Raw genomic sequence first — 19,933 nt, forward strand, 5'->3', positions numbered from 1 at the left:
GAGGGGGCGGCGGCGGGCCTCGGTCACAGGCCGTTCAGGAGCCGCTTGCTCAGGGGGGAGCGGTCCTCGTGCACCGCCCGCAGGTCGGCTCGGGCCCGGCGTATCAGTTCCGTGCGGTACGCCTGCCACGCGGGGGTCGTCTCGACCCGCGCCCCGGCGTCCAGCTCGCCGAGGAGGGCGCGCCACGCGGCGTTGCCGATGAAGCCGGGTCGGCGTGCGTCGGGTCGGCGGGGTTCTCGCCAGTCGGCCAGGGTCTCCTCGACGAGCGCACGGTGGTCGCCGCCCGGTGCCAGCGCCCCCAGCCCGGGTGCGCGACGCTCGATCTCGCGCCACGTCTCCTCCGGCCACGGGCCCAGGCCGTACGTGGCGGCCAGCACGGCCCGCTGCCGCTCGGTCTGGGCCTGCTGGATCGCCGCCGCCATGACATGCGCGAGGCGCGGCGAGTGCCGGCCGCGGGAGGTCTTCTGGATGTCGAAGGGCCGCCAGCACCAGAACCGGTAGGGCCGGGTCCGCCGGGTGGACTCCACGACGAAGCGGTAACCCAGCGGGCCTTCGTGATCGTGGTCGGGGCTCTGCGCGGCGACATGGACGAGCTCCGCCAGCCGGAAGCGGCGCACCCGCGGGCCGGGCACGGGGCACCACCAGCGCGTCACGACGAGGAACCGGCCGTCGAACACCAGCTTCACCCCCGTCCGCCGAAGCCGGAGGCCCGGGTACGGGGTCACGGGCCGACCGACCGGGAGGCGCCGACCGGGAGGTCCCAGAGGTCCTCGCGGGGCAGCCCGGCGCGGTCCCAGGCGGCGCGCAGGCGGGTGAGGGGTTCGAGGACGGGCTCGGAGGAGAGCACGAAGGTGGCCCAGTGCATGGGGGCCATCCGGCGGGCGCCGAGGTCCTGGTAGGCCCGCACCGCCTCCTCGGGGTCGGTGTGGACGTCGCTGAGCCACCAGCGCGGGTCGTAGGCGCCGATCGGCAGCAGGGCGAGGTCGAGGTCCGGGTGGCGGCGGCCGATCTCGCCGAACCAGTGCCCGTAGCCGGTGTCCCCGGCGAAGTAGACCCGCCGCCCGTCCCGCTCGCCGAGCACCCAGCCGCCCCACAGCGAGCGGCAGGTGTCCAGGAGGGTCCGCTTGGACCAGTGGTGGGCGGGGACGAACTCGAAACGGACGCCGTCGAGTTCGGCCGCCTCCCACCAGTCGAGCTCGGTCACCCGGGCGAACCGGCGGCGGGTGAACCAGCGGCCGAGCCCGGCGGGCACGAAGACCGGGGTGCGGCGCGGGAGGCGCTTGAGGGTGGGGGCGTCGAGGTGGTCGAAGTGGTTGTGGCTGATGACGACGGCGTCGACCGGCGGCAGGTCCTCCCAGCGGACCCCGACGGGGGTGAGCCGGGCCGTGGTGCCGAGGACGCGGCGCGACCAGACGGGGTCGGTGAGCACGGTCAGGCCGCCGATCCGCACCACCCAGGAGGCGTGCCCGGCCCAGGTGACGGCGAGGGTGCCGGGGCCCGCGTCGGGCAGCGGTCCGGGGGCGAAGGGCAGCAGCGGGATGTCCCGCAGCCCCTCGGGCCCGGGGCGGACGGCGCCCTCGCGGGCGAGCCGGGCCAGGGCGCGCACGCCCGGCAGCGGCGCGGTGAGGCGGTCGGCGAAGGAGCGCGGCCAGTCGTGGCGCAGCCGGCCCAGGGGCTGGAGCGCGGGGGCGGGCGGCGCGGGAGGCGCGGGGTGCGGGGCGGGCCGGGTGGGCCGGGCGGTCTGTTCCGTCATGGCTGGGACCTCCGTCACGGGCGGGCCAGTTCGTCGAGTGCGGTGGCGAACGTGTTCAACGCCCGGGCCACGTTGGGGGATTCCTCGGGGCGGGCGGCGGCGAGGGTCTCCTCGCGTTCCGCCGGTCCGGCCCCCAGGAAGGCCGCGGTGTCGAACCGGACGCGCAGCGCGCCGAGTTCGTCGCCGAAGCGGTGTCCGCCGGCGACGGGGGTGCCGAGCCGCCGGGTGAGGTGGTTCTCCAGCTCCAGCGAGTCGGTGACCCCCCGGGCGGCGAGCCCGGCGCGCAACGGCCCGAGGTCGGCGTAGAGATGGCGGCCGGCCTGCGGCGGCCGGGCGAACGCCCCGGCGTCGAGGACGGCGCGGTGGGCCGCCGAGGCGAGGGCGCCGTGCAGGGCGGCGGTGGTCGCGGTCCGTACGGTGACGTCCTCGGGTTCGTCGAGGGCGTGGGCGGCGGCGGGGGCGACCGGGCCGGCGACGAGCGCGCCGAGCGCGGTGAGGATATCGAGGGTGCGGGCCCCCCGGTCGGTGTAGCGGTCGGCGCGGGTGGGGGCGGTGGGCGGCAGGCGGGCGACGGCGCAGGGCCAGGCGGCGGGGGTGAGGGCGCCGGACAGGTCGGTGAGGACGGTGACGTCGTCGGGGCACATCTCGGCGGGGCTGAGCAGCACCGTCTCCCGGGGGTGGTGCAGGGTGTCGCGCCAGGTCTCGTCGCTGATGATGTGCAGCCCTTCGGCGACGGCCGCCTCGCAGGCCTCGCGGACGAGTTCGGGCGGGGCGACGGTGGCGGTGGGGTCGTCGGCGACGGAGAGCAGCAGCAGGCGGGGGCTGCCGCCCTCGGCCCGGATCCGCCGCACGGTCTCCAGGAGGGCGTACGGGTCGGGGACGCCGCCGCACTCGGCGGGCGTGGGCACGTGATAGGCGGGCCGGCCGAGCAGCCGGGCCTGCGCGGTCCACCAGGCGGGGCGGGGCCGGGGCATCAGCAGGTCGCCGCCGTGGGCGGCGATGAGGGCGAGCAGCAGCGGGGCGGCGCCGGGCGCGGCGACGACGTCCTCGGCGTGGGTGCGCAGGCCGCGGCGCCACCAGTGGCCGGCGGCGGCCTGGCGGAGCACCGGCCCGCCGCCGGGCGGTTCGGGCGCGGTGCGGTCGGCCGCGGCGGCGAGCAGCGCGGCGAGGCCGGGCAGCACGGGGAGGCCGGACTCCGGGGCGGGTGGTCCGTAGCGCACCGGCCCGCGGCCTTCCGGAGCTGTCTGCCGCATCGCCCTGTCCTCCCTGGCCTCCCGGACCTCCTTTATACGAAGGTTCGGGACATTCCGCCGCTCGGCCGGGGTCAGGCGAGGGTGACGGGGTGCCGGACGATCGCGTCGAAGAGGTAGCCCTGGGTGTTGGGGACCGCCCGCTCGGGCTGGACGTTCCCGGCCGCGTCGGTGACCCGGGACAGCAGCGTGGCCGGTCCGGTGGCGCGCGGGCGCCAGGAGGCGGTCCAGCGGACCCAGCCGGCCCGGCGGGGCGAGTCGAGCAGCCGGGCGGGCCGCCAGTGGGCGCCGCCGTCGGTGGAGACGTCCACCCGGCGCACGGGCGCGTGGGCGGACCAGGCGCGGCCGGAGAGGAGGTGGGTCCTGTGCGCCTCCAGGGTGGCGCCGAAGGGCAGTTCGTAGGCGCTCTTGAGGGTCTGGCGGGTGAGCGGGACGCTGCCGCCGGGCGGGTGTGCGGCCCCGAACAGGCGGTAGTAGTCGGTGGACCAGGGCGAGGCGAGCGGGGCCCGGGAGACCTCGATGTCGCCGAGCCACTTGATGGAGGCGATGCCGATCCAGGAGGGCACGATGAGCCGGACCGGGTACCCGTGGTCGTACGGGAGGGGCTCGCCGTTCATCTCGTACGCGAGGAGGACGTCGTCCAGGGCCTTGGCGACGGGCAGCGGGCGGCGGACCCGGCCGAGGTCGACGCCGCCGGTGACATAGGGGGCGTCGAGGCCGCGGGGCTGCACGGACACCGCGTCGGAGGCAATCCCGGCGCGCCGGAGCACGTCGGAGAGCCGGGCGCCGCGCCAGCGGGCGGCACTGATCGCGCCGAGCGTCCAGGGGGTGCCGGTGACGGTCTCGCCCTGCTGGGTGGCGTAGAGGCTGCGGCCGTTCCCGGCGCACTCGACCAGGACCGTCCGGGTGACGGCGGGCAGGTCCCGGAGCTGCCCGTAGCCGAAGCGGACGGGGCCGCGGCCGTGCAGTCCGTCGCCCCACACGGTCAGGCTCCAGGTGTCCGCGTCGAGGACGGGCGTGGAGGTGTGGTTGCGGACGAAGAAACGGTCCACCGGGGTGAGCGGACCGGTACCGGCGAAGGTCTCGTAGCGGGCCTCGGCGTTGGTGCCGCGCAGGGTGAAGTACGCGTCGGGCGTCGGCTTCACGATGCCGGGGGCGGTCGCGGCGGGCACGGCGGCGGCGGGCGCCCCGCCCAGAAGCGGCAGGGCGGGGGCGCCGGCGAGGGCCTTCAGCAGGGTGCGGCGGGCGGGCACGGACGGTCTCCTCGGCACGTCGGGGGCGGGGGTCCGCCACACCATAGGGGCGGACCGGGTGCCGGGACGGGCCGTTCACGGAGCCGTCATATGAACATCCGTCAGGTCAGGTGGACGGGCATCCGCGCGGGACGGTCGGGACGGTCGGGACGGGCCACGGCACAGGACTGACCGACGGCGGGTGGGGCACGTCTTCCGACGTGCCCCACCCTTCGCCGCGTGCGCCTGTCAGCAGGAGGCGGAGCTGGAGATCCGCACCCCGGTCAGCGTTCCACCGGACACGGTGAAGCTGCTCTTCGGGGGAACGCACGCCGTGGCACCGCCGGACCAGCGGATGTAGGCGACGTCGTCGTTGCGGGTGTTCTGAACCACCAGCCCGGGCCCGGACGGGCTGGACGGCAGCGTCTGCCAGGTGGAGGTGACGTCCTGGAACTGACCGATCTTCACGCCGTTCTTGAAGAAACACACATACGGGTAGGCACAGGTGGCCGCCACCTGCCCGGCGGCGGGTCCACTATCGGCCACGGCGGCCGCCTGGGCCGTCACAGAAAGACCGCCGACCAACGCCACCGCCATTGCCGCACTGCCGAGAACGCGTCCTATCACCTTCACGATGATCCCTTTCGCCTCAGAGGTCCAGAGTTCATGGATGCGCTCCGCACCCTCTCGCAGCGAAACGGGACGTTCAACAGCAGTACCGGCCAACCGGGAACAGTCACGAACCGGCCAATCGAAATGATCGATCAAACATAGGTAAAGAACCTCTCCCACCAGGTGTAACCACTTGGCTGATGGGGCGTTGAATGGCGCCCGTCATACGCGCCCGTGCAGTACTTCTTCGGAATGGAAACAAAGCCGTGCGACTGGAGCGAGGTCTCGATGCATTCCTTCTCGGCAGGCGACAGGGCGCCACCTTCGACTGCATGATCGAGGTCATCCCAGACTCCGGGATCCAGTTTCGCGGAGCCAATCACGACAGAGACCATGTCCCCAAAATTACTAAACCACACAACGAACCCGGATCCGGACTCCATGAATTCCGGCAGCACGCTCAGCTGCCAGGTCGCCGCAGAATCCTCCTGGATAAGACCGTGACACTCCCCGAAATATTCGGCAAAGTCCTTCTCGACCAGCCCGATCCTCTGCTCCAGAGGTTCCCAAGCGGATTCCAAAGGATACTGAAGCACCCCCGGCAGGTCGTCCAGCGCAGCAAACAGCGACGTGCATTCATCGAGGGTTTTCATCTTGATACCACTTCCCGGTGACGCGGTTCGCGGAGGTAGGCGGCCTTGATTTTGCCATCCGGCATGAAGGCCACCTTCAGGACCGTCCCGCCATTCTCCCCGATGGGCGGATGCCCCATCGGCAACGGCGCCTCCGGGGCGGACCGGGGCCCGGGAGACACTGGTCGCATGGACTCCTCCCCCGTGACCGCCGTCCCCCTGCGCACCGCTCGTCTGGATCTGGAGCCGCTGCGGCTCGGCCACGCGCCCGAGATGGCCGGGGTGCTGGCCGATCCGGCGCTGCACGTCTTCATCGGCGGGGCGCCGCTCGCGGAGCCGGAGTTGCGGGCCCGGTACGCGCGGATGCTGGCGGGCCCGGCGGAGCCGGGGACGGCCTGGTGCAACTGGGTGCTGCGGCTGCGGGAGCAGGGCGCCGCGGTCGGCACCGTGCAGGCCACCGTGACCGGGGCGGGGGCCGAGATCGCGTGGGTGACGGGCACCGGCTGGCAGGGCCGGGGGCTGGCGAAGGAGGCGGCGGGCGCGCTGGCCGACTGGCTGCGCGGGCGGGGCGTACCGGTGCTGGTGGCGCACGTCCACCCGGACCACCTGGCCTCGGCGGCGGTGGCCGATGCGGCGGGCCTGGCGCCGACGGAGGTGTTCGTGGACGGGGAGCGCCGCTGGGAGTGGCGGGCCTGAGATCCGGGGGCGATGCCGGGCGGGACCCCCGCTGCCGGGGGTCCCGCTCTGCGCCGCCGTGGGTCAGCAGCCGCTGGTCAGCCAGCGGCAGGCGGTGATGAGGGCGGCGGCGTGCTCCTCGCCGCGGGCGTCCTCGGTGCGGACCTCCTGGGGCAGCACCTGCAGGGCGTCGATGTCGTGCTCCATCATGGCGTTCTCCTTCGTGTGTCGCGGTGGGCGCCGGTCCGTGCGGGACCGGCCTCCACGGACCGGCGGCCCGTGGAAGTCTGGGGAGGGGCGAGGCCCGTCAGCCCTCGGGAAGCCAGGCGCGGGGGCCGCCGCAGCGCAGGCGCAGCAGCAGGGAGAGGCTGCCGGCGAGGCCGGTGGCGTACTCGGCGAGCACGGTCCTGCGGTTCTCGTCGGGGACGAGGAGCCGGCCGTCGCGCAGGACGGCCTGGGCGGCGAGGTGTTCGACGAGCAGCTCCGCGTCGGCGCGGTGGTGGGCCCGGCCGGTGAGCTCGGCGGCGTCGAGGAGGAACTCGGCGTTGCCCGCGAGTCCGTGGCAGGTGGCGGGCGAGTCGGTGACCCGGCCCGCCCGGACGGCGCGGGCCGCGCCGTCCACCAGGGCCGGCAGCCCGTCGGCGGCGCCGTCGCCGGCCGCCCAGAGACGGGCCAGGAAGGTGCCGACCCCGGAGGAGCCGCTGCACCAGTGCCGGGCGAGCTCCGGGGAGTCGGCGAGGTGCCGGGCCCGGTCCACGGGCCAGAGCACCCCGGCTGCCCCGACCCGGGCGGCGGTGGCGAGGGTGCCGCCGGCCTCGGTGGCGGCGGCGCGGAAGCGGTCGTCCCCGGTGGCCCCGGCGGCCAGCAGCAGGAAGGTGCCGACTCCGGCCACGCCGTGCGCGAAGCCGTAGTGCCAGGCCCCGGCGAGCGCGGAGCCGAAGTCCTCGGGCACCGGCCAGAACAGGCCCTCGGGAGTGCGCCGGCCGGCCGCGAGGAGCCCTTCGGCAGCCTCGGCGGCCCGGTCCAGGAAGCGCGGGTCGCCGGTGGCGTTCCAGAAGTGCAGCTGGGCCAGGCCGGAGCCGGCCGCGCCGTGGCAGACGTCCGGGTTGGGCCAGCGGACGGGCAGCGCGAGCGCGAGGTCGGTGGCCCGCCCTGCCAGGTCGGGGTCGTCCAGCGCGTGGGCGGCGTCGAGGAGCGCCCAGGCGGTGCCGGAGCGCCCGAAGTGGAGTCCGGGCAGGTGGCCGGGGAGGTCGCCCACCCGGTCGGCGGTCCAGCGGGCGGCGGTCGCGAGGCCCGCGCGCAGGGCGCCGCGGTCCAGCTGCACCCCGGCGGCGTCCAGGGCGTCGGCGTGGGTGAGCGCGCGGGCCAGCAGCGCGACCCCGCCCGCGGAGCCGTGCTGCACGGCGACCGGGTCACAGGTCTCGCCGAAGGAGTCGGAGGGCCAGAGGCGTTCGGGTTCGTCCGGGCGCAGGGTGGCCAGCAGGTGCGCGATGCCGTCGCCGAGCAGCCGGTCGCGGACGGCGGCCGGATCCGGCGGTTCGGCGGCGACGGCCACGGCGACGGCGGTGGGCGTGGCGGCGAGGGCGGGTGCGGGGACTCGGGCCTCGGGTCCGGCATCGGCTCCGCCCCTGCCTCCGCCGTCGCCGTCCCGCCCGCCCCCGCCCGCCGCCGGGCGCCCGTCCGCGCGGAGTCCCGTGACGAACGTACGGGCCTGGTCGAGGCTCCAGCGGTCCTCGGCGGCGTCGCGCGTCAGGCCGCGGATCAGCGGGGCGTAGGCGCGGACGAGCGGCTGGTCGCGGGCGAGCAGGGCGACGAGGGCGGCCAGCCGCTCCTCGTCGGGTCGGGCGTCGGCGGCGGGCCGGTCGGCGGCGAACAGCGGGTCGGCGCCGCTCAGCGCGTGCAGCACGGTGGCGCCGAGGGCGTACAGGTCGACGGCGGGCGGGAAGGCGGGGGCCACCTGGTCGGCGGCGCGCAGTTCGGGCGCGGTGTAGCCGGGGGTGGCGCCGAGCACCCAGCGCTCGCCGGGGGCGGCGGCCATCTCCAGGTCGATGAGGAGGAGCCGCCCGTCGGGGGTGACCATGACGTTGTTGGGGTTGAAGTCGTGCAGGGTGACGCCGAGTCCGTGGGCGGTGGCGACGAGCTCGATGAGCTGCCAGACCAGGGAGCCGGCGGTGCGGGCGTCGGGGCAGGCGGCGCCCTCGGCGGCGAGGCGTTCGGCGACGGTGCGGCGCAGGGTCGCCCCGGGCACCGCCTCGACGGCCAGGAAGACACTGCCCTGCTGCTCGAAGACCTCGACCGGGCGCGGCACGAGGTCGGCTCCGGCGGTGGCGAAGCGGGCGAGCAGGGTGGCCTCGCGGCGCAGCAGGTCGCGGACGTCGAGCCCTTCGAGTCCGGCGCCGACGTGCGGGCGGGCCTGCTTGACGACGACCTGGTCGCCGTGGCGGGTGTCCTCGGCGCGGAAGACGCCGCCCTTGTTGGAGTGCTGGATGGCGCCGCGCACGACGTACCGCCCGGCGAGCAGGACGGGCTTGGCGGCGGCGGTGCTGCGGGGCGGGGCCGCCGGGCGGTCCGGGAAGGGCTCGCCGGCCCAGGCGGGCGGGCTGAACCAGGCGTTGCGCTCGTCGGCGACGGGACGGCCCTCGGGGTCGGTGAGCCGGGCGGCGAAGCCGCCGTCCTCGGTGAGCTCCCACACGCCGGTGAACACCCCGTAGCGGTAGGAGACCTGGCTGTCGGGGAGATAGCGCCGGTCGGAGAGGACGGCGGGGCCGGGCAGTCCGGCGGTGGCCTGGTGCAGTTCCTCGGCGAGCAGCCGGAAGCTCGTGTCGTCGGCCGGGTAGACGGTGAGGAACTTGCCGCCCCCGCCGCGCGCGGAGCGCCCGGAGACGAGGGCGGCGACCCGGCCCGGGCTGCCGGCGAACTTGAAGGTGGCGCCGTGCGCGACGAGCACGTCGGCGGCGCGGGCCAGGACGAGCGGGGCGGACAGCGGGGTGGCGGAGACGTGCAGCTTCCAGCCCTGGGCGCGGCGGACCGGTGCGGCGGGCCGCACGTGGCACCAGAAGGGTCCGGGGGCCACGGTCCAGCCGGCCGCGTCGCCGGAGCGGGCGACGGCGGCGCGCACCAGGTCGGGCAGGAGCGCCAGGTCGGCGGGGCACTCGGCGCGGGCCCGGCGGGGGCCGGGGCCGGTGGCGGAGCCGGGGCCGGTGGCGGGGCCGGTGGCGGGCGAGGAGGAGGTCGACACGTTCCGTACCCCGTCCCTACTGCTGCGGGCGGACGTAGTGGTCGCCCCAGCTGGTGTCCATCGGATCGGCGGCGACCGTGCGCGCCGCGCCCCCGTCCCGTCCTTCGGCCGTCGCGGCGACGGCACCGGTGAGTCCGGTGAGTCCGGTGAGCAGGACGGTGAGGGCGAGGAGACAGCGGACGGCTGCGGACATGCGAGGGCTCCTGGTTCGGGAGGCATGGGGTGCCGGCATGACCCGTGTTCGACGGGTTCACGCAGGATGTCGTCCTCGCGGGGTTTGCCCCCGTCGGACCCCCTCAGTCCATCCCGGCGGGCCCGCTGGGTCCAGGGCCGCGACCCGGCAATACCCTGCATGGCACGGAAGTAGCAGGGCCGCGAACCGGGGGGAACGGATGCGGATGGGGACACATCACGATGAGATGCCACGGCTGGACGCGCGGGCGGTCGCCGTCTTCGAGTACGTACTGGCGCGCGGCAGTCTGACCCGCTGGCCGCCCGACGTCGTACCGGCGCTCGGCCTGAGCCAGGAGGAGGTGGAGGCCGCGTCCCGCACGCTGCTGCGGCTGCGGCTGCTGCGCCCGGCCCCCGGCCGACCGGAGGAGCTGATACCGGTGAGCCCGGACGCCGCGGCGGCGGAGGTGGTCGGCCCGCTGGAGGCGGAGCTGGCCCAGGCCGCCGCGCACGCCCAGGCGGTACGGGACGAACTGCACGCGCTGATGCCGCAGTACCGGGCGGCGCGGCGCGAGCAGGCCCGACGGACGGGGGTGGACCTGCTGCCGGACATCGCGTCCGCGTCGGCGATGCTGACGGAGGAGTCGGCGCGCTGCCGCGAGGAGGTATTCAGCATCCAGCCGGGCGGCGGGCGGGCGCCGGGGCGGCTCGGCGCGGCGATCGACCGGGACCTGGCGATGCTGGACCGGGGGGTGCGGATGCGCACCCTGTACCAGCACTCGGCGCGCGCCAGCCTCTCGACGCAGGGGTACGTGGAGCGGCTCACGGAGGCCGGTGCCGAGTACCGCACGGCGGCCGAACTCCCGGACCGGGCCGTGGTGTTCGACCGTTCGGTGGCCTTCCTGCCACGCCGCGCCGACGGGGGTACGGGCGAGGGCGCGGTGCTGGTCAGGGACCCGGACGTGGTGGCGTACCTGTGCCGGGTCTTCGAGCAGCACTGGTCGGGCGCCGTCCCCTTCCACGGCACGAGCGAGGCCGCGTACAAGGACGTCGGGCCGAGCCTGCGCCGGGCGCTGGCGGGGCTGCTGGCCGAGGGCGCCAAGGACGAGGTGATCGCCCGTCGGATGGGCATGTCGCTGCGCACCTGCCGCCGCCACATCGCCGAACTCCTGGAGGAGCTGGGCGCGGAGAGCCGTTTCCAGGGCGGCGCGCTGGCCGAGCGCGCGGGGCTGACCGACCCGTCGCCGGCCGCCCCAGCACCGGAGGACCCGACACCGGCCGACCAGAGCCCGGAGGACCCGACACCGACCGGCCCGGCACCGGCCGACCCGAGACCGGCCGGCCCGAGACCGGCCGACCCGGCACCCGGGGAGTTCGCGTGACGGCCCGGGCCCGGGCGACGGTCCGGGTGGCGACGGCCGACGACGCCGCCGCCCTCGCCGACGTGCACGTCCGCTCCTGGCGCGCCGCCTACCGGGGGCTGGTGCCGGACGCGTACCTCGACGGTCTCGACGCCGGGGAGCGGGCGGAGCGGTGGCGGGAGCGCCTCGGCGGGCCGGAGGCGCCGACCGTGCTGCTGGCGGAGCGGGCGGGCCCGGTGGCGTTCGCGTGCTTCCGCCCCTGCGGGGACGCGGACGCGGACCCGGCGGCGACGGCGGAGCTGGCGGCGCTGTACGCGGTGCCGGAGGTGTGGGGTCTCGGCGTGGGGCGGACGCTGATGGCGGCGACGTTCGAGGCGATGACGGCGGCCGGTCTCCGCGCGGCCCGGCTCTGGGTCCTGGAGCGCAATCCTCGGGCGCGGGCCTTCTACGAGGCGGCCGGGTGGCGGCCGGACGGGACCGCCGTGACGGAGGGGACGGGCGGCCGGCCGCTCACCGAACTGCGCTATCGGATCGGCCCGTTCGACTGACACGTCCACATGGTGAGAACTGGGTCTCACTATACGGCCGGGCGGCGTACGGTTGCGCCATCGACCCATACGAGGGAGTCCGGCCATGACGTCTGCCCAGGAACAGCCCGCCGCGCGCGAGACCGCCGTCTACACCCACGGACACCACGAGTCGGTGCTGCGCTCGCACGCCTGGCGCACGGTGGAGAACTCCGCCGCCTATCTGATCCCCGCGCTGCGCGCCGGGCTGGACGTCCTGGACGTCGGCTGCGGGCCCGGCACGATCACCGCCGATCTGGCCGGGCGGGTCGCGCCGGGCCGGGTCGTCGCGGTGGACGCCGCCGAGGACGTGCTGGCGGCGGCGCGCGCCGCGGCGGCCGAACGGGGCGTGACCAACGTGGAGTTCGCCGTCGCCGACGTCCACGCCCTGGACTTCCCCGACGACTCCTTCGACGTCGTCCACGCCCACCAGGTGCTGCAGCACGTGGGCGACCCGGTCCAGGCGCTGCGGGAGATGCGCCGGGTGTGCCGCCCCGGCGGCGTGGTCGCCGCCCGGGACAGCGACTACGGGGCCTTCACCTGGTTCCCCGAACACCCGGGCCTGGACCGCTGGTCCGCGCTGTACCGGGAGGTCGCCCGCGCCAACGGCGGCGAACCGGACGCGGGCCGACGGCTGTTCTCCTGGGCCCGCGAGGCCGGCTTCACCGAGGTCGCCGCGGGCGCCGGGACCTGGTGCTTCGCCACACCCGACGAGCGGGCCTGGTGGAGCGGCCTGTGGGCGGACCGCACCACGCGGTCGGGCTACGCCGATCTGACCGTGGGCGGCGGCCACGCGACCCGGGACGACCTGACCGGCATCGCCGAGGCGTGGCGCGCCTGGGGCGCCCACGAGGACGCCTGGTTCATGGTGCCGCACGGCGAGATCCTGTGCCGGGCGTGACCGGGCGGGCCCGGCCATGACCCGCCGGGCGCGCCCGGACATCACCCGGCGGGCCCGGCGAGTGGACCCTGCCATGGCCCGGCGGGCCCGGACATGAGCCGGTGGGCCCGGCGAGCGGACCCGGACATGACCCGGCGGGCCCGGCGGGGGGCGTACGGGGCCGGCGGGGCGTACGAGGCCGGGGCCCGCCCCTCCCTCTCTCCCCCCGGGCCCGCCCGGCTCAGCTCGGCCGCATCCTGAACTCGTACGCGTCCGGGAGCGGTTCGTCCGTGAGGCGGGCCCACACCTCGCCCAAGATCTCCGCCCCCTCCCGCAGGTCGGCCACCTCGAAGCCCGCGTCGAAGACGGCGCGGGCCTCGGCCCGCCGCCCCTCGGCCAGCAGCAGCCGCGCCTCCAGGAAGCGGAACGCCCCCCGGGCGCGTGCCTCTTCGGGCAGCCGCTCCAGGACCGCGCGGGCCCGCACCGCGCCGCCCGTCTCCAGGAGGGCGTCGATCGTCTCGCGCCCGAGGGCCGCGGTGACCAGCGGGTCGCCGCCGCACTGTTCGTCGAAGGCCTCCGCGTACCGCTCGGCCGCCCGGCGCGGATGGCCGCACTCGTGGTCGGCGACGGCCAGGCAGCGGAGCAGCGGCCAGCGCACGGAGGCGTTCTTCAGGCCCCGCTCCCAGCTCCGTACCGCCTGGGCGAGGTCGCCGCCGGCCCACTGGGCGATACCGAGGTGGTATTCGGTGGCCGGGTCGGCCGGGGCCGTCTCCAGCATGTCGCGCCAGGCGTCGGACACCGGGGTGCGCCCGGGGCGCGTCTCCTCCGCGTCCGGCAGCGCGCCCGTCCGCAGCAGGTGCGCCCACGGCCGCTGCTCCTCGCCCAGCTGCTCCTCGCCGAAGGGGGTGCCGGGCAGCGCGTACCCCGCGCGGAGCACTTCGAGCGCGCCCCAGCCCGAGCCCTCGGCCAGCCGCTCCCCCGGCTCGGCGTCGGCGCCCCGCGTCCGCCAGAGCGCGTACGCCTCCTCGACCTCCGCCCGGGGCACGGCCCGGTCCAGGGCCTCCTCGACGGTGCCGGTGGCCGCCGCCCAGTCGGCGCCGTGGACGGCCGCAGGGTCGGCGGCCAGCGGCCCGTACACCTCCATCCAGGAGATCTCGCTCTCCGGCTCCAGGGTGGGGTGCTCCAGCTGGGTGCGGGCGAGTCCCGCCTGGATCTCGGCGTAGCCGGGGGTGCCGGGCTCGGTCAGCCACTCCTGCCAGCGGCGTCCGCCGCGCCCGGAGCCCCACAGGAACAGCTTGCGCCCGCGCAGCGGGTCCGTGGAGGTCTGGACGAGCCCCGCGCCGGTCTCGTCCAGGGCGGCGATCCAGCGCCGCCGCCCGTCCGGCACCTCGTAGAAGTAGTCGGCGGCGTGGCTGCCGCGCAGCGGGTACGTGCGGTCGGTGCCGTCCGGGGTGACGGGCACCGGGACCCGGCGCAGGGCCCGCTCGTAGCCGTAGTGCCAGGCCTGGTCGGCGGGGGCGAGGATCCGGCGGTCCTCCGGCACGGCCGTGTTGGACCACCAGTACGTGGGCACCGGCCGCTCGTGCGGGTTGCGGATCCGGACCGCGACCCGCAGGTGCGCGGCCCCGGCGGGCAGCCACAGGTCCACCTGGAAGGGCAGGTCGCGCAGCGGCTCCCACTCCCACAGCCGGAGCATCTCGCCGCCGCCGTCGGGGGCGGGGACGGCCGCCGCGTGCAGCGGGGCGCAGGAGAGCGTGGTGTGGCCGCGCGCGCCGATGTTCCACTCGATGCCGCCGGAGAACCAGGCCCCGTTGAGCGCGAAGGCAGCGGGCTGGAACACCGGGTTGCGGTAGAGGAGTTCGCGGTCCGCCGTCTTGTCGTACAGGGAGTGGACCCGGCCGCCGAGTCCGGGCAGCACGGTGGCCCGCAGCCGCTCGTTCTCGATCACGAGCGCGTCGAGGTCCCGGGGCGTCCGGGTGCGCCCGTAGCCGTCCCGGACCCGGGCGGGCAGCAGGGTGCGCAGCGGGGCGTGCCCGAGCTGCCGGGCCATGTCGCGCGGGAGCGCGGCCCGGCCGTCGACCGCGGGGGCGGCGGCCCCGTCGAGGAGGTGCAGGGCCGGGAGCGGGTTGTCCGGGCCCAACGGCGCCGCGGGCAGGGTGAGTACGGCACGTCGTACGGTCGTCATGACGCCATGGAACACGCCGGAACCACCGCTGGCCAGAGGGTGGACAACACCCTCGGGGGTACGCCGGAAATTCCGTTGCGGAGTACACCGGTCGCCGTAGGGTTGTTGCTTTGCGGTGAGGGTTCCGAGGAGGCAGGGCATGGGCACGCAGCACACCTACCGGGTGATCGTGCGCGGTACGTTCGACGGGCTGGGCGACGAGAGCCGTGCGCGGCTGCTCGCGGAGGTCGAGGAGCACGGCATGTCGGCCATGCGCTTCACCGACGAGGGCTCGCTCGCCTACGACCGGACCCTGAAGCACTTCTCGTACCGCCTGATCGTGCTCTCCGACGCGGCGGACGGCGACGAGATGGCGGGGGCGATCGCCGAGGACCGGGTGGAGGCCGCCCTGAAGGAGCTGGGGCACGGCTTCCGCGACCTGAAGTCCAAGGTCACCGACATGGACACGATGAAGATCAACTACAAGCGCTGACGGGGGTGGGTCGGGGGGTACGGGGGACGGGGGGGACGGGGTACGGGGGTCCCGCCCCGGCTCCGACCCTCACGGCACGGTCCTGCCGGCGCGGCGGCGCCCGGCGCGGCGGCGCCCGGCGCGGCACGGCCCGGCCCGGCCCGGCAGCGCCCGGCATGGCGCTGCCCGGCACGGCCCGGCGCGGCCCGGCTCAGCCCCGCGCGCTGTTCAGCGGCGGGCCGACGTGACGCGGGCCGGGCAGGGCTCGCCCTTCTTCAGGACGCCCACCACGACCCGCCCCCGCGCTCCGCGCGGGACGCCGGGCGCGGGATGCTGGGTGCAGACGCGCCAGTTCGGCGGCCAGAGCACCCGCCGGTCGCCGCCCGCCACGTCGTGGACGTCGAGCCGGGTGCGCGGGTCCAGCGCGGTGAAGACCCGCCACAGCCCCTGGCCCAGGAAGTCCGGCATGGGCTGCCCGTCGGCGGGACGGCCCGGCGGCGCGCCGCCCTCGGCACCCGGACCGGTTCCGCGACGCGGACCGGCACCGGCACCGGCACCGGGCTCCGCCCCGGACCCGGCCATGGGCCCGGCCCCGGCCCCGGCCCCGGCCTCAGACCCATGTCCGGCCCCGGCCTCCGCTTCCGTCCGGGTCTCCGCCGAGCTCACCGCCATCGCCGCGAGCGCGAGCACCGTGCCGGCGGCCACCACCGTCGCCCGCCTCACTTGCGCCTCCGGGCCGCCGCGTAATAGCCGCAGACCGCACCGAGCACGGCCGTGATCAGCAGGGCGAGGTAGAGCGGCATGGAGACCTCGGGGATCAGCAGCCGGATCCGCACCTGCCGGGTGTTCTCGAAGATGAAGACCAGCAGCAGCACCAGCACCGCCGCGATCGCGATCCGGCCGGGCGTGAAGACCCCGCCGGAGCGGGCCGCCCTGCCCGTGCTCGACGTCTCCTTGGCACTCATCGCCGGCCCTCTCCTCCGTCGTCCGTCCCACCAGGATGAGCCGATTCGCACCCCGTGGCGGCGGTGAACACGCCCGTCCGAGTGACTTGTCAGACAACACGGGCCCGCCACCGGCCCGCTACCGTAAGAGCATCGGGGGCCGGCCGGGCCGGCCCGAAGGCACAAGGAGGATCCGTGGCAGCCGGCGGACAGCAGCGGCGACCGGTCGTCGCGCTCTACGAGCGGATCGCGGACGCCGTCCACGAGGGCACCTACCCCCCGGGCTCCACGCTGCCCTCGGAGCCCAAGCTGGCGGCCGAGCTCGGCGTGAGCCGCCCCGCGCTGCGCGAGGCACTGCTGCTGCTCCAGGAGGACGGGCTGCTCAGCGTCCGCCGCGGGGTCGGCCGCACGGTCAACGCCCACCCGCCCCGGCGCGGCTTCGAACACCTCCAGCCGCTCGAAGAGCTGCTCGGCGGCGGCGCCCAGGCGCGGGTGCGCGGCCTGCTGCGCTCCACCGAGGAGCCGACCGACTTCACCACCCAGCACCTGCTCGCCCCGGCCGGCGCCGAGCTGCGGTTCTGGGAGTCGGTGCTCACCGGCGAGGCGGGTCCTGCGGCGCTGAGCCACGAGTGGGCGGCGCCCGACGAGGTCCTGGAACGCGCCCATCCGGCCTTCGCCGAGGCGCTGCGGACGGCGCCCGCCCCGGACCGCGTCTCGATGCTGGCCGTGCTCGCCGGAGCCTCGCGCGGGGTGCAGCTCGCGGGCCACGGCGCCGTCAGCGCGACCCTGCTCGGGCGCCGCAGGGGCGAGCAGCTGGGACGTTCGGCGGACACCCCGGCGGTGCTCGTCACCCAGGTCGTACGGGTCGACGGGACCCCGGTCCTGGCGGCCAAGCACATGCTGCCGACCGGGGCCCCCGCGCTGCCCGTGCTCCAGTCGAACTGAGCGGTGTCACCGGCGTCACATCCCGCATCCCGCGCGATGACGTACACTTCCCGGCCATGCACTTGTCTGACAACCCTGCCGCCCCCACCTCCGCCGCCTTCTCCGCGCCCTCCGCCGCGTCCTCCTCGGCGCCCGCTCCCGCCGGGTCCGCGTCCACCGTCGCCGACTGGATCCGCGAGGCCCCGAAGGCCGTCCTGCACGACCACCTCGACGGCGGCCTGCGCCCCGCGACCATCGTCGAACTGGCCCGTTCCCGCGGCTACACCGCGCTGCCCACCGAGGACCCGGCGGAGCTCGCCGCGTGGTTCCGGGACGCCGCCGACTCCGGCTCCCTGGAGCGGTACCTGGAGACCTTCGCCCACACCTGCGCGGTCATGCAGACCCGCGAGGCGCTGGAGCGGATCGCGGCCGAGTGCGCCGAGGACCTGGCCGCCGACGGGGTCGTCTACGCCGAGATCCGCTACGCCCCCGAGCAGCACCTGGAGGGCGGGCTGAGCCTCGACGAGGTCGTCGAGGCCGTCAACGCGGGCTTCCGCGAGGGCGAGCGCCGCTCCGGCGGCCGGATCACCGTCCGCACCCTGCTCACCGGGATGCGGCACACCGACCGCTCGCTGGAGATCGCCGAGCTCACCGTCGCGCACCGCGACAAGGGCGTGGCGGGCTTCGACATCGCGGGCGGCGAGATCGGCAACCCGCCGGCCCGCCACCTCCCCGCCTTCCAGCACCTGAAGCGGGAGAACTGCCACTTCACCATCCACGCCGGCGAGGCCGTCGGCGCCGAGTCGATCCACGAGGCCGTGCAGGTCTGCGGCAGCGAGCGGATCGGCCACGGCGTGCGCATCACCGACGACATCGCCGAGGACGGCACCCTCGGCCGGCTCGCCTCGTACGTGCGGGACAACCGGATCGCCCTGGAGGTCTGCCCGACCTCCAACCTCCAGACCGGCGCCGCGAAGGACTACGCCTCGCACCCGATCGACGAACTGCGCCGGCTGGGCTTCCGGATCACCCTGAACACGGACAACCGGCTGGTCTCCGGCACCACCATGAGCGAGGAGTTCCAGCACATGGCGGACGCCTTCGGTTACGGTCCCGAGGTCTTCGAGGAGTTCACGGTCGCCGCCCTGGAGGCCGCGTTCCTGCCGCTGCCGGAGCGCCGCCGCCTGATCGACGAGCTCGTCCGCCCCGGCTACGCGGCGCTCGCGGCACGCTAGGACCTGTCGCGGCCACCGGGGTGCCGCCCCGGCCGACGGCTACCCGACCCGCCCCCGCACCACAGGCAGCTCCAGCGTCCCCGTCTCCCCGGGGGCGCTGGAGACGGTCACGAGCTTCATCCCCCGGTTGCCGAAGTAGGCCGTGTCGCTCGCCGCGATGACGAACTCCAGCCGGTGACCCGCCTCGTAGCGGTGCACGATGGCGGGGAGCTCGACGGTGAAGGGCCGGGTGACGTCCGGGACGCGGACCGGCGCGACCAGCCGGTGGACCAGGGTCCGGCCGCCGTCGGGGGCGAGGTCGTAGAGCTTGGCGAAGAGGACGAGCTTGTCGGCGGCGTCGCCGGAGCCCTGGACCCGCTCGGCGGCCGGCGAGGAGACCCGCAGCGTCGCGCGGGGCGCGCCGACCAGCTCGACGGGACCGGTGAGCGGGGCGCCGCGCCAGGAGAGGAAGGTGCCCGGGAGGTCGTACGGGGCGGGGTCGGGCAGCCCGAGGAACCGGGCGGCCGCCGACTCCGAATGGCTGGTCGGCAGCGGCCAGTTGAGGTACGCCCGGGTGCCCCGGACGACCTGGGCGGCGCTGCCGGTCAGGGTGCCGTCGCCGGAGAGGTAGAGCTTCCGGCTGAGGGCGGGCACGGCGTCCGCCGTGGCGTAGCCGCTCCCCCAGTCGCGGTAGTAGGCGAACGCGGGGCCGGTGTCGGCTCCGAGATCGCGGCGGAGGTACCGGTCGAACCAGCCGAGGATCCGCCGCCCTACATAACTGACCGTCAGATCTCCTTGTGCGAGGTCGAGTTCGCCGGGCACCTGCCCGCCGCTGTGGCCCCAGGACTGCCAGATCATCCTGGTCTCCACGCCCCGGCCCGCGAGCCGCTCGTAGGTGGCACGCGCCTCGTTGAGGGTGAACAGGCTGTCGGCCTGGCCCTGGACGAGCAGGGTGGGGGCCGTGACCCGGTCCAGGTAGGAGACCGGGGAGACGCTCCGGGCGTAGTCGAGGACCTTCCGGGTGGCCGCGTCGGGGTACGAGCCGGAGTTGAGCAGGCGGACGGTGGCGCAGGCGTCGGTGACGAAGTGCAGGCAGCCCAGGGAGTTGATCCGGCTGGGGTCGAGCGAGGGCACGAGCAGCGGCTGCCCCTCCCCCATCAGGTAGAAGCCGTTGGCCCACTGCCACTTGAAGACGCCGGGGGTGGCCGGGTCGGCGGCGTTCGGCGCGAGGGAGTGGGCGAGGTCGTGCCAGGTGATCAGGGGGACGAGGGCGTCGAGCCGGGGGTCCACGGAGGCCGTCGCGAGCTGGACGGCACCGCCGTAGGAGCCGCCGACCATGCCGACGCGCGGGTCGCCCGCGCCGTCGCGGATGACGAAGTCGGCGCGGGTGCCGTCGTCGGCGGCGCGGGTGCCGGCCAGGAAGTCGACGAGCCGCGAGGCGGCGGCGCCGTCGAGGCGCGGGTCGTCCAGCGAGATCAGGCAGCCGCTGCGGCCGAAGCCGAGGCCGGAGTAGACGAGGGCGACATAGCCGCGCGAGGCGAGGGCCCGGCCGATGGCGTCGGTGGTGCCGTCGGACTTGCTCCCGCCGAAGCCGTTGGTGGCGAGCACGGCCGGGGTGGGGTGCGCGGCGTCCACCGCGACGGGCCGGTAGAGGTCGGCGTCGACGGCGCAACGGCGCCCGGCCGCCTCGACGGTGAAGCGCAGCGGGACGACCCGGTACGCGCCGGGCACGCCCCCGGCCCCCGCCCCGGCGGCCGGCACCGCCCCGCCGGTCAGCGCGGCCCCGGCGGCCCCGACGGTCAGCGCGAGCAGCGCGCAGAGCCGGGCCCGTAAGCCGGCCCGCGC

20 protein-coding genes are annotated in these 19,933 nt (G+C 75.9%); 7 read left to right on the top strand and 13 right to left on the bottom strand.

Going from position 1 to position 19,933, the window contains the following annotated elements:
- Positions 1-23: 23 nt before the first annotated feature.
- The 6 genes from ACZ6J5_RS11980 to ACZ6J5_RS12005 form a co-directional block, all read right to left on the bottom strand.
- On the bottom strand, positions 24-677 hold the full coding sequence (locus tag ACZ6J5_RS11980) for a hypothetical protein (RefSeq protein ID WP_469390349.1): 654 nt from the start codon (positions 675-677) through the stop codon (positions 24-26).
- A gap of 44 nt (positions 678-721) precedes the next feature.
- Entirely contained in the window at positions 722-1,753 is a 1,032-nt protein-coding gene (locus tag ACZ6J5_RS11985) for an MBL fold metallo-hydrolase (RefSeq protein ID WP_469390351.1), read from the bottom strand.
- Positions 1,754-1,767: 14 nt separating this feature from the next.
- Positions 1,768-3,006 carry an aminotransferase class I/II-fold pyridoxal phosphate-dependent enzyme gene (locus ACZ6J5_RS11990; RefSeq protein WP_469390353.1) on the bottom strand — a complete coding sequence of 413 codons (1,239 nt, stop codon included), beginning with the start codon at positions 3,004-3,006 and terminating at the stop codon, positions 1,768-1,770.
- Between the two features lie 71 nt (positions 3,007-3,077).
- Positions 3,078-4,301 (bottom strand): sulfite oxidase, encoded by a 1,224-nt coding sequence (locus ACZ6J5_RS11995; RefSeq protein ID WP_469390355.1) that lies wholly within the window; start codon positions 4,299-4,301, stop codon positions 3,078-3,080.
- A 183-nt stretch (positions 4,302-4,484) separates the two neighbouring features.
- Positions 4,485-4,832 carry a hypothetical protein gene (locus tag ACZ6J5_RS12000; RefSeq protein ID WP_469390547.1) on the bottom strand — a complete coding sequence of 116 codons (348 nt, stop codon included), beginning with the start codon at positions 4,830-4,832 and terminating at the stop codon, positions 4,485-4,487.
- Positions 4,833-4,999: 167 nt separating this feature from the next.
- The gene (locus ACZ6J5_RS12005; RefSeq protein ID WP_469390358.1) at positions 5,000-5,500 is read right to left on the bottom strand and encodes a hypothetical protein; all 501 of its coding nucleotides are present in this window, start codon (positions 5,498-5,500) and stop codon (positions 5,000-5,002) included.
- A 168-nt stretch (positions 5,501-5,668) separates the two neighbouring features.
- On the opposite strand from ACZ6J5_RS12005, the gene ACZ6J5_RS12010 reads away from it, so the two are divergent.
- Positions 5,669-6,175, top strand: coding sequence for a GNAT family N-acetyltransferase (locus tag ACZ6J5_RS12010; protein ID WP_469390360.1), 507 nt, complete (start codon positions 5,669-5,671; stop codon positions 6,173-6,175).
- Positions 6,176-6,238: 63 nt separating this feature from the next.
- On the opposite strand, the gene ACZ6J5_RS12015 is transcribed toward ACZ6J5_RS12010, so the two are convergent.
- The 3 genes from ACZ6J5_RS12015 to ACZ6J5_RS12025 form a co-directional block, all read right to left on the bottom strand.
- Entirely contained in the window at positions 6,239-6,364 is a 126-nt protein-coding gene (locus tag ACZ6J5_RS12015; protein ID WP_205628270.1) for an ALQxL family class IV lanthipeptide, read from the bottom strand.
- A gap of 97 nt (positions 6,365-6,461) precedes the next feature.
- The gene (gene lanL / locus ACZ6J5_RS12020; protein ID WP_469390362.1) at positions 6,462-9,392 is read right to left on the bottom strand and encodes a class IV lanthionine synthetase LanL; all 2,931 of its coding nucleotides are present in this window, start codon (positions 9,390-9,392) and stop codon (positions 6,462-6,464) included.
- Between the two features lie 16 nt (positions 9,393-9,408).
- On the bottom strand, positions 9,409-9,585 hold the full coding sequence (locus ACZ6J5_RS12025; RefSeq protein WP_469390364.1) for a hypothetical protein: 177 nt from the start codon (positions 9,583-9,585) through the stop codon (positions 9,409-9,411).
- Between the two features lie 226 nt (positions 9,586-9,811).
- Between ACZ6J5_RS12025 and ACZ6J5_RS12030 the strand changes: the two genes are divergently transcribed.
- The 3 genes from ACZ6J5_RS12030 to ACZ6J5_RS12040 all read left to right on the top strand — a co-directional run bounded on the left by ACZ6J5_RS12030 (position 9,812) and on the right by ACZ6J5_RS12040 (position 12,391).
- Positions 9,812-10,945, top strand: coding sequence for a hypothetical protein (locus ACZ6J5_RS12030; RefSeq protein WP_469390365.1), 1,134 nt, complete (start codon positions 9,812-9,814; stop codon positions 10,943-10,945).
- Positions 10,942-11,472 carry a GNAT family N-acetyltransferase gene (locus ACZ6J5_RS12035; protein WP_469390367.1) on the top strand — a complete coding sequence of 177 codons (531 nt, stop codon included), beginning with the start codon at positions 10,942-10,944 and terminating at the stop codon, positions 11,470-11,472. Before ACZ6J5_RS12030 ends, ACZ6J5_RS12035 begins: the two co-directional genes overlap by 4 nt.
- Before the next feature lie 85 nt (positions 11,473-11,557).
- Positions 11,558-12,391, top strand: a complete 834-nt coding sequence (locus tag ACZ6J5_RS12040) for a methyltransferase domain-containing protein (protein WP_469390369.1) — start codon at positions 11,558-11,560, stop codon at positions 12,389-12,391.
- Positions 12,392-12,611: 220 nt separating this feature from the next.
- On the opposite strand, the gene ACZ6J5_RS12045 is transcribed toward ACZ6J5_RS12040, so the two are convergent.
- Positions 12,612-14,555, bottom strand: coding sequence for a DUF5107 domain-containing protein (locus ACZ6J5_RS12045; protein ID WP_469390371.1), 1,944 nt, complete (start codon positions 14,553-14,555; stop codon positions 12,612-12,614).
- A 139-nt stretch (positions 14,556-14,694) separates the two neighbouring features.
- Here ACZ6J5_RS12045 and ACZ6J5_RS12050 point away from each other — a divergent pair, with 139 nt between their 5' ends.
- Positions 14,695-15,027 carry a DUF6204 family protein gene (locus tag ACZ6J5_RS12050; RefSeq protein WP_469390373.1) on the top strand — a complete coding sequence of 111 codons (333 nt, stop codon included), beginning with the start codon at positions 14,695-14,697 and terminating at the stop codon, positions 15,025-15,027.
- A gap of 207 nt (positions 15,028-15,234) precedes the next feature.
- Here ACZ6J5_RS12050 and ACZ6J5_RS12055 read toward each other — a convergent pair whose 3' ends face one another.
- Both ACZ6J5_RS12055 and ACZ6J5_RS12060 read right to left on the bottom strand, forming a co-directional pair.
- Positions 15,235-15,729 (bottom strand): hypothetical protein, encoded by a 495-nt coding sequence (locus tag ACZ6J5_RS12055; RefSeq protein ID WP_469390375.1) that lies wholly within the window; start codon positions 15,727-15,729, stop codon positions 15,235-15,237.
- Entirely contained in the window at positions 15,726-15,971 is a 246-nt protein-coding gene (locus ACZ6J5_RS12060) for a LapA family protein (protein WP_362479448.1), read from the bottom strand. Before ACZ6J5_RS12060 ends, ACZ6J5_RS12055 begins: the two co-directional genes overlap by 4 nt.
- Positions 15,972-16,145: 174 nt before the next feature.
- Between ACZ6J5_RS12060 and ACZ6J5_RS12065 the strand changes: the two genes are divergently transcribed.
- Entirely contained in the window at positions 16,146-16,895 is a 750-nt protein-coding gene (locus tag ACZ6J5_RS12065; RefSeq protein ID WP_469390377.1) for a GntR family transcriptional regulator, read from the top strand.
- A gap of 56 nt (positions 16,896-16,951) precedes the next feature.
- Positions 16,952-18,109 carry an adenosine deaminase gene (locus ACZ6J5_RS12070; protein WP_469390379.1) on the top strand — a complete coding sequence of 386 codons (1,158 nt, stop codon included), beginning with the start codon at positions 16,952-16,954 and terminating at the stop codon, positions 18,107-18,109.
- Positions 18,110-18,148: 39 nt separating this feature from the next.
- On the opposite strand, the gene ACZ6J5_RS12075 is transcribed toward ACZ6J5_RS12070, so the two are convergent.
- Positions 18,149-19,900, bottom strand: a complete 1,752-nt coding sequence (locus tag ACZ6J5_RS12075) for a CocE/NonD family hydrolase (protein ID WP_469390549.1) — start codon at positions 19,898-19,900, stop codon at positions 18,149-18,151.
- Positions 19,901-19,933 lie beyond the last annotated feature (33 nt).

It is taken from the genome of Streptomyces sp. NPDC042100 (genome assembly GCF_055582325.1).

Bases quoted from the DNA above. Each gene is read 5' to 3' on its own strand.
- ACZ6J5_RS11985 (WP_469390351.1), bottom strand. From the start codon at position 1,753: ATGACGGAACAGACCGCCCGGCCCACCCGGCCCGCCCCGCACCCCGCG.
- ACZ6J5_RS12040 (WP_469390369.1), top strand. From the start codon at position 11,558: ATGACGTCTGCCCAGGAACAGCCCGCCGCGCGCGAGACCGCCGTCTAC.
- ACZ6J5_RS12050 (WP_469390373.1), top strand. From the start codon at position 14,695: ATGGGCACGCAGCACACCTACCGGGTGATCGTGCGCGGTACGTTCGAC.
- ACZ6J5_RS11990 (WP_469390353.1), bottom strand. From the start codon at position 3,006: ATGCGGCAGACAGCTCCGGAAGGCCGCGGGCCGGTGCGCTACGGACCA.
- ACZ6J5_RS11995 (WP_469390355.1), bottom strand. From the start codon at position 4,301: ATGGTGTGGCGGACCCCCGCCCCCGACGTGCCGAGGAGACCGTCCGTG.
- ACZ6J5_RS12045 (WP_469390371.1), bottom strand. From the start codon at position 14,555: ATGACGACCGTACGACGTGCCGTACTCACCCTGCCCGCGGCGCCGTTG.
- ACZ6J5_RS12010 (WP_469390360.1), top strand. From the start codon at position 5,669: ATGGACTCCTCCCCCGTGACCGCCGTCCCCCTGCGCACCGCTCGTCTG.
- ACZ6J5_RS12030 (WP_469390365.1), top strand. From the start codon at position 9,812: ATGCCACGGCTGGACGCGCGGGCGGTCGCCGTCTTCGAGTACGTACTG.
- ACZ6J5_RS12060 (WP_362479448.1), bottom strand. From the start codon at position 15,971: ATGAGTGCCAAGGAGACGTCGAGCACGGGCAGGGCGGCCCGCTCCGGC.
- ACZ6J5_RS12025 (WP_469390364.1), bottom strand. From the start codon at position 9,585: ATGTCCGCAGCCGTCCGCTGTCTCCTCGCCCTCACCGTCCTGCTCACC.
- ACZ6J5_RS12000 (WP_469390547.1), bottom strand. From the start codon at position 4,832: ATGGCGGTGGCGTTGGTCGGCGGTCTTTCTGTGACGGCCCAGGCGGCC.
- ACZ6J5_RS12015 (WP_205628270.1), bottom strand. From the start codon at position 6,364: ATGATGGAGCACGACATCGACGCCCTGCAGGTGCTGCCCCAGGAGGTC.
- ACZ6J5_RS12070 (WP_469390379.1), top strand. From the start codon at position 16,952: ATGCACTTGTCTGACAACCCTGCCGCCCCCACCTCCGCCGCCTTCTCC.
- ACZ6J5_RS12005 (WP_469390358.1), bottom strand. From the start codon at position 5,500: ATGAAAACCCTCGATGAATGCACGTCGCTGTTTGCTGCGCTGGACGAC.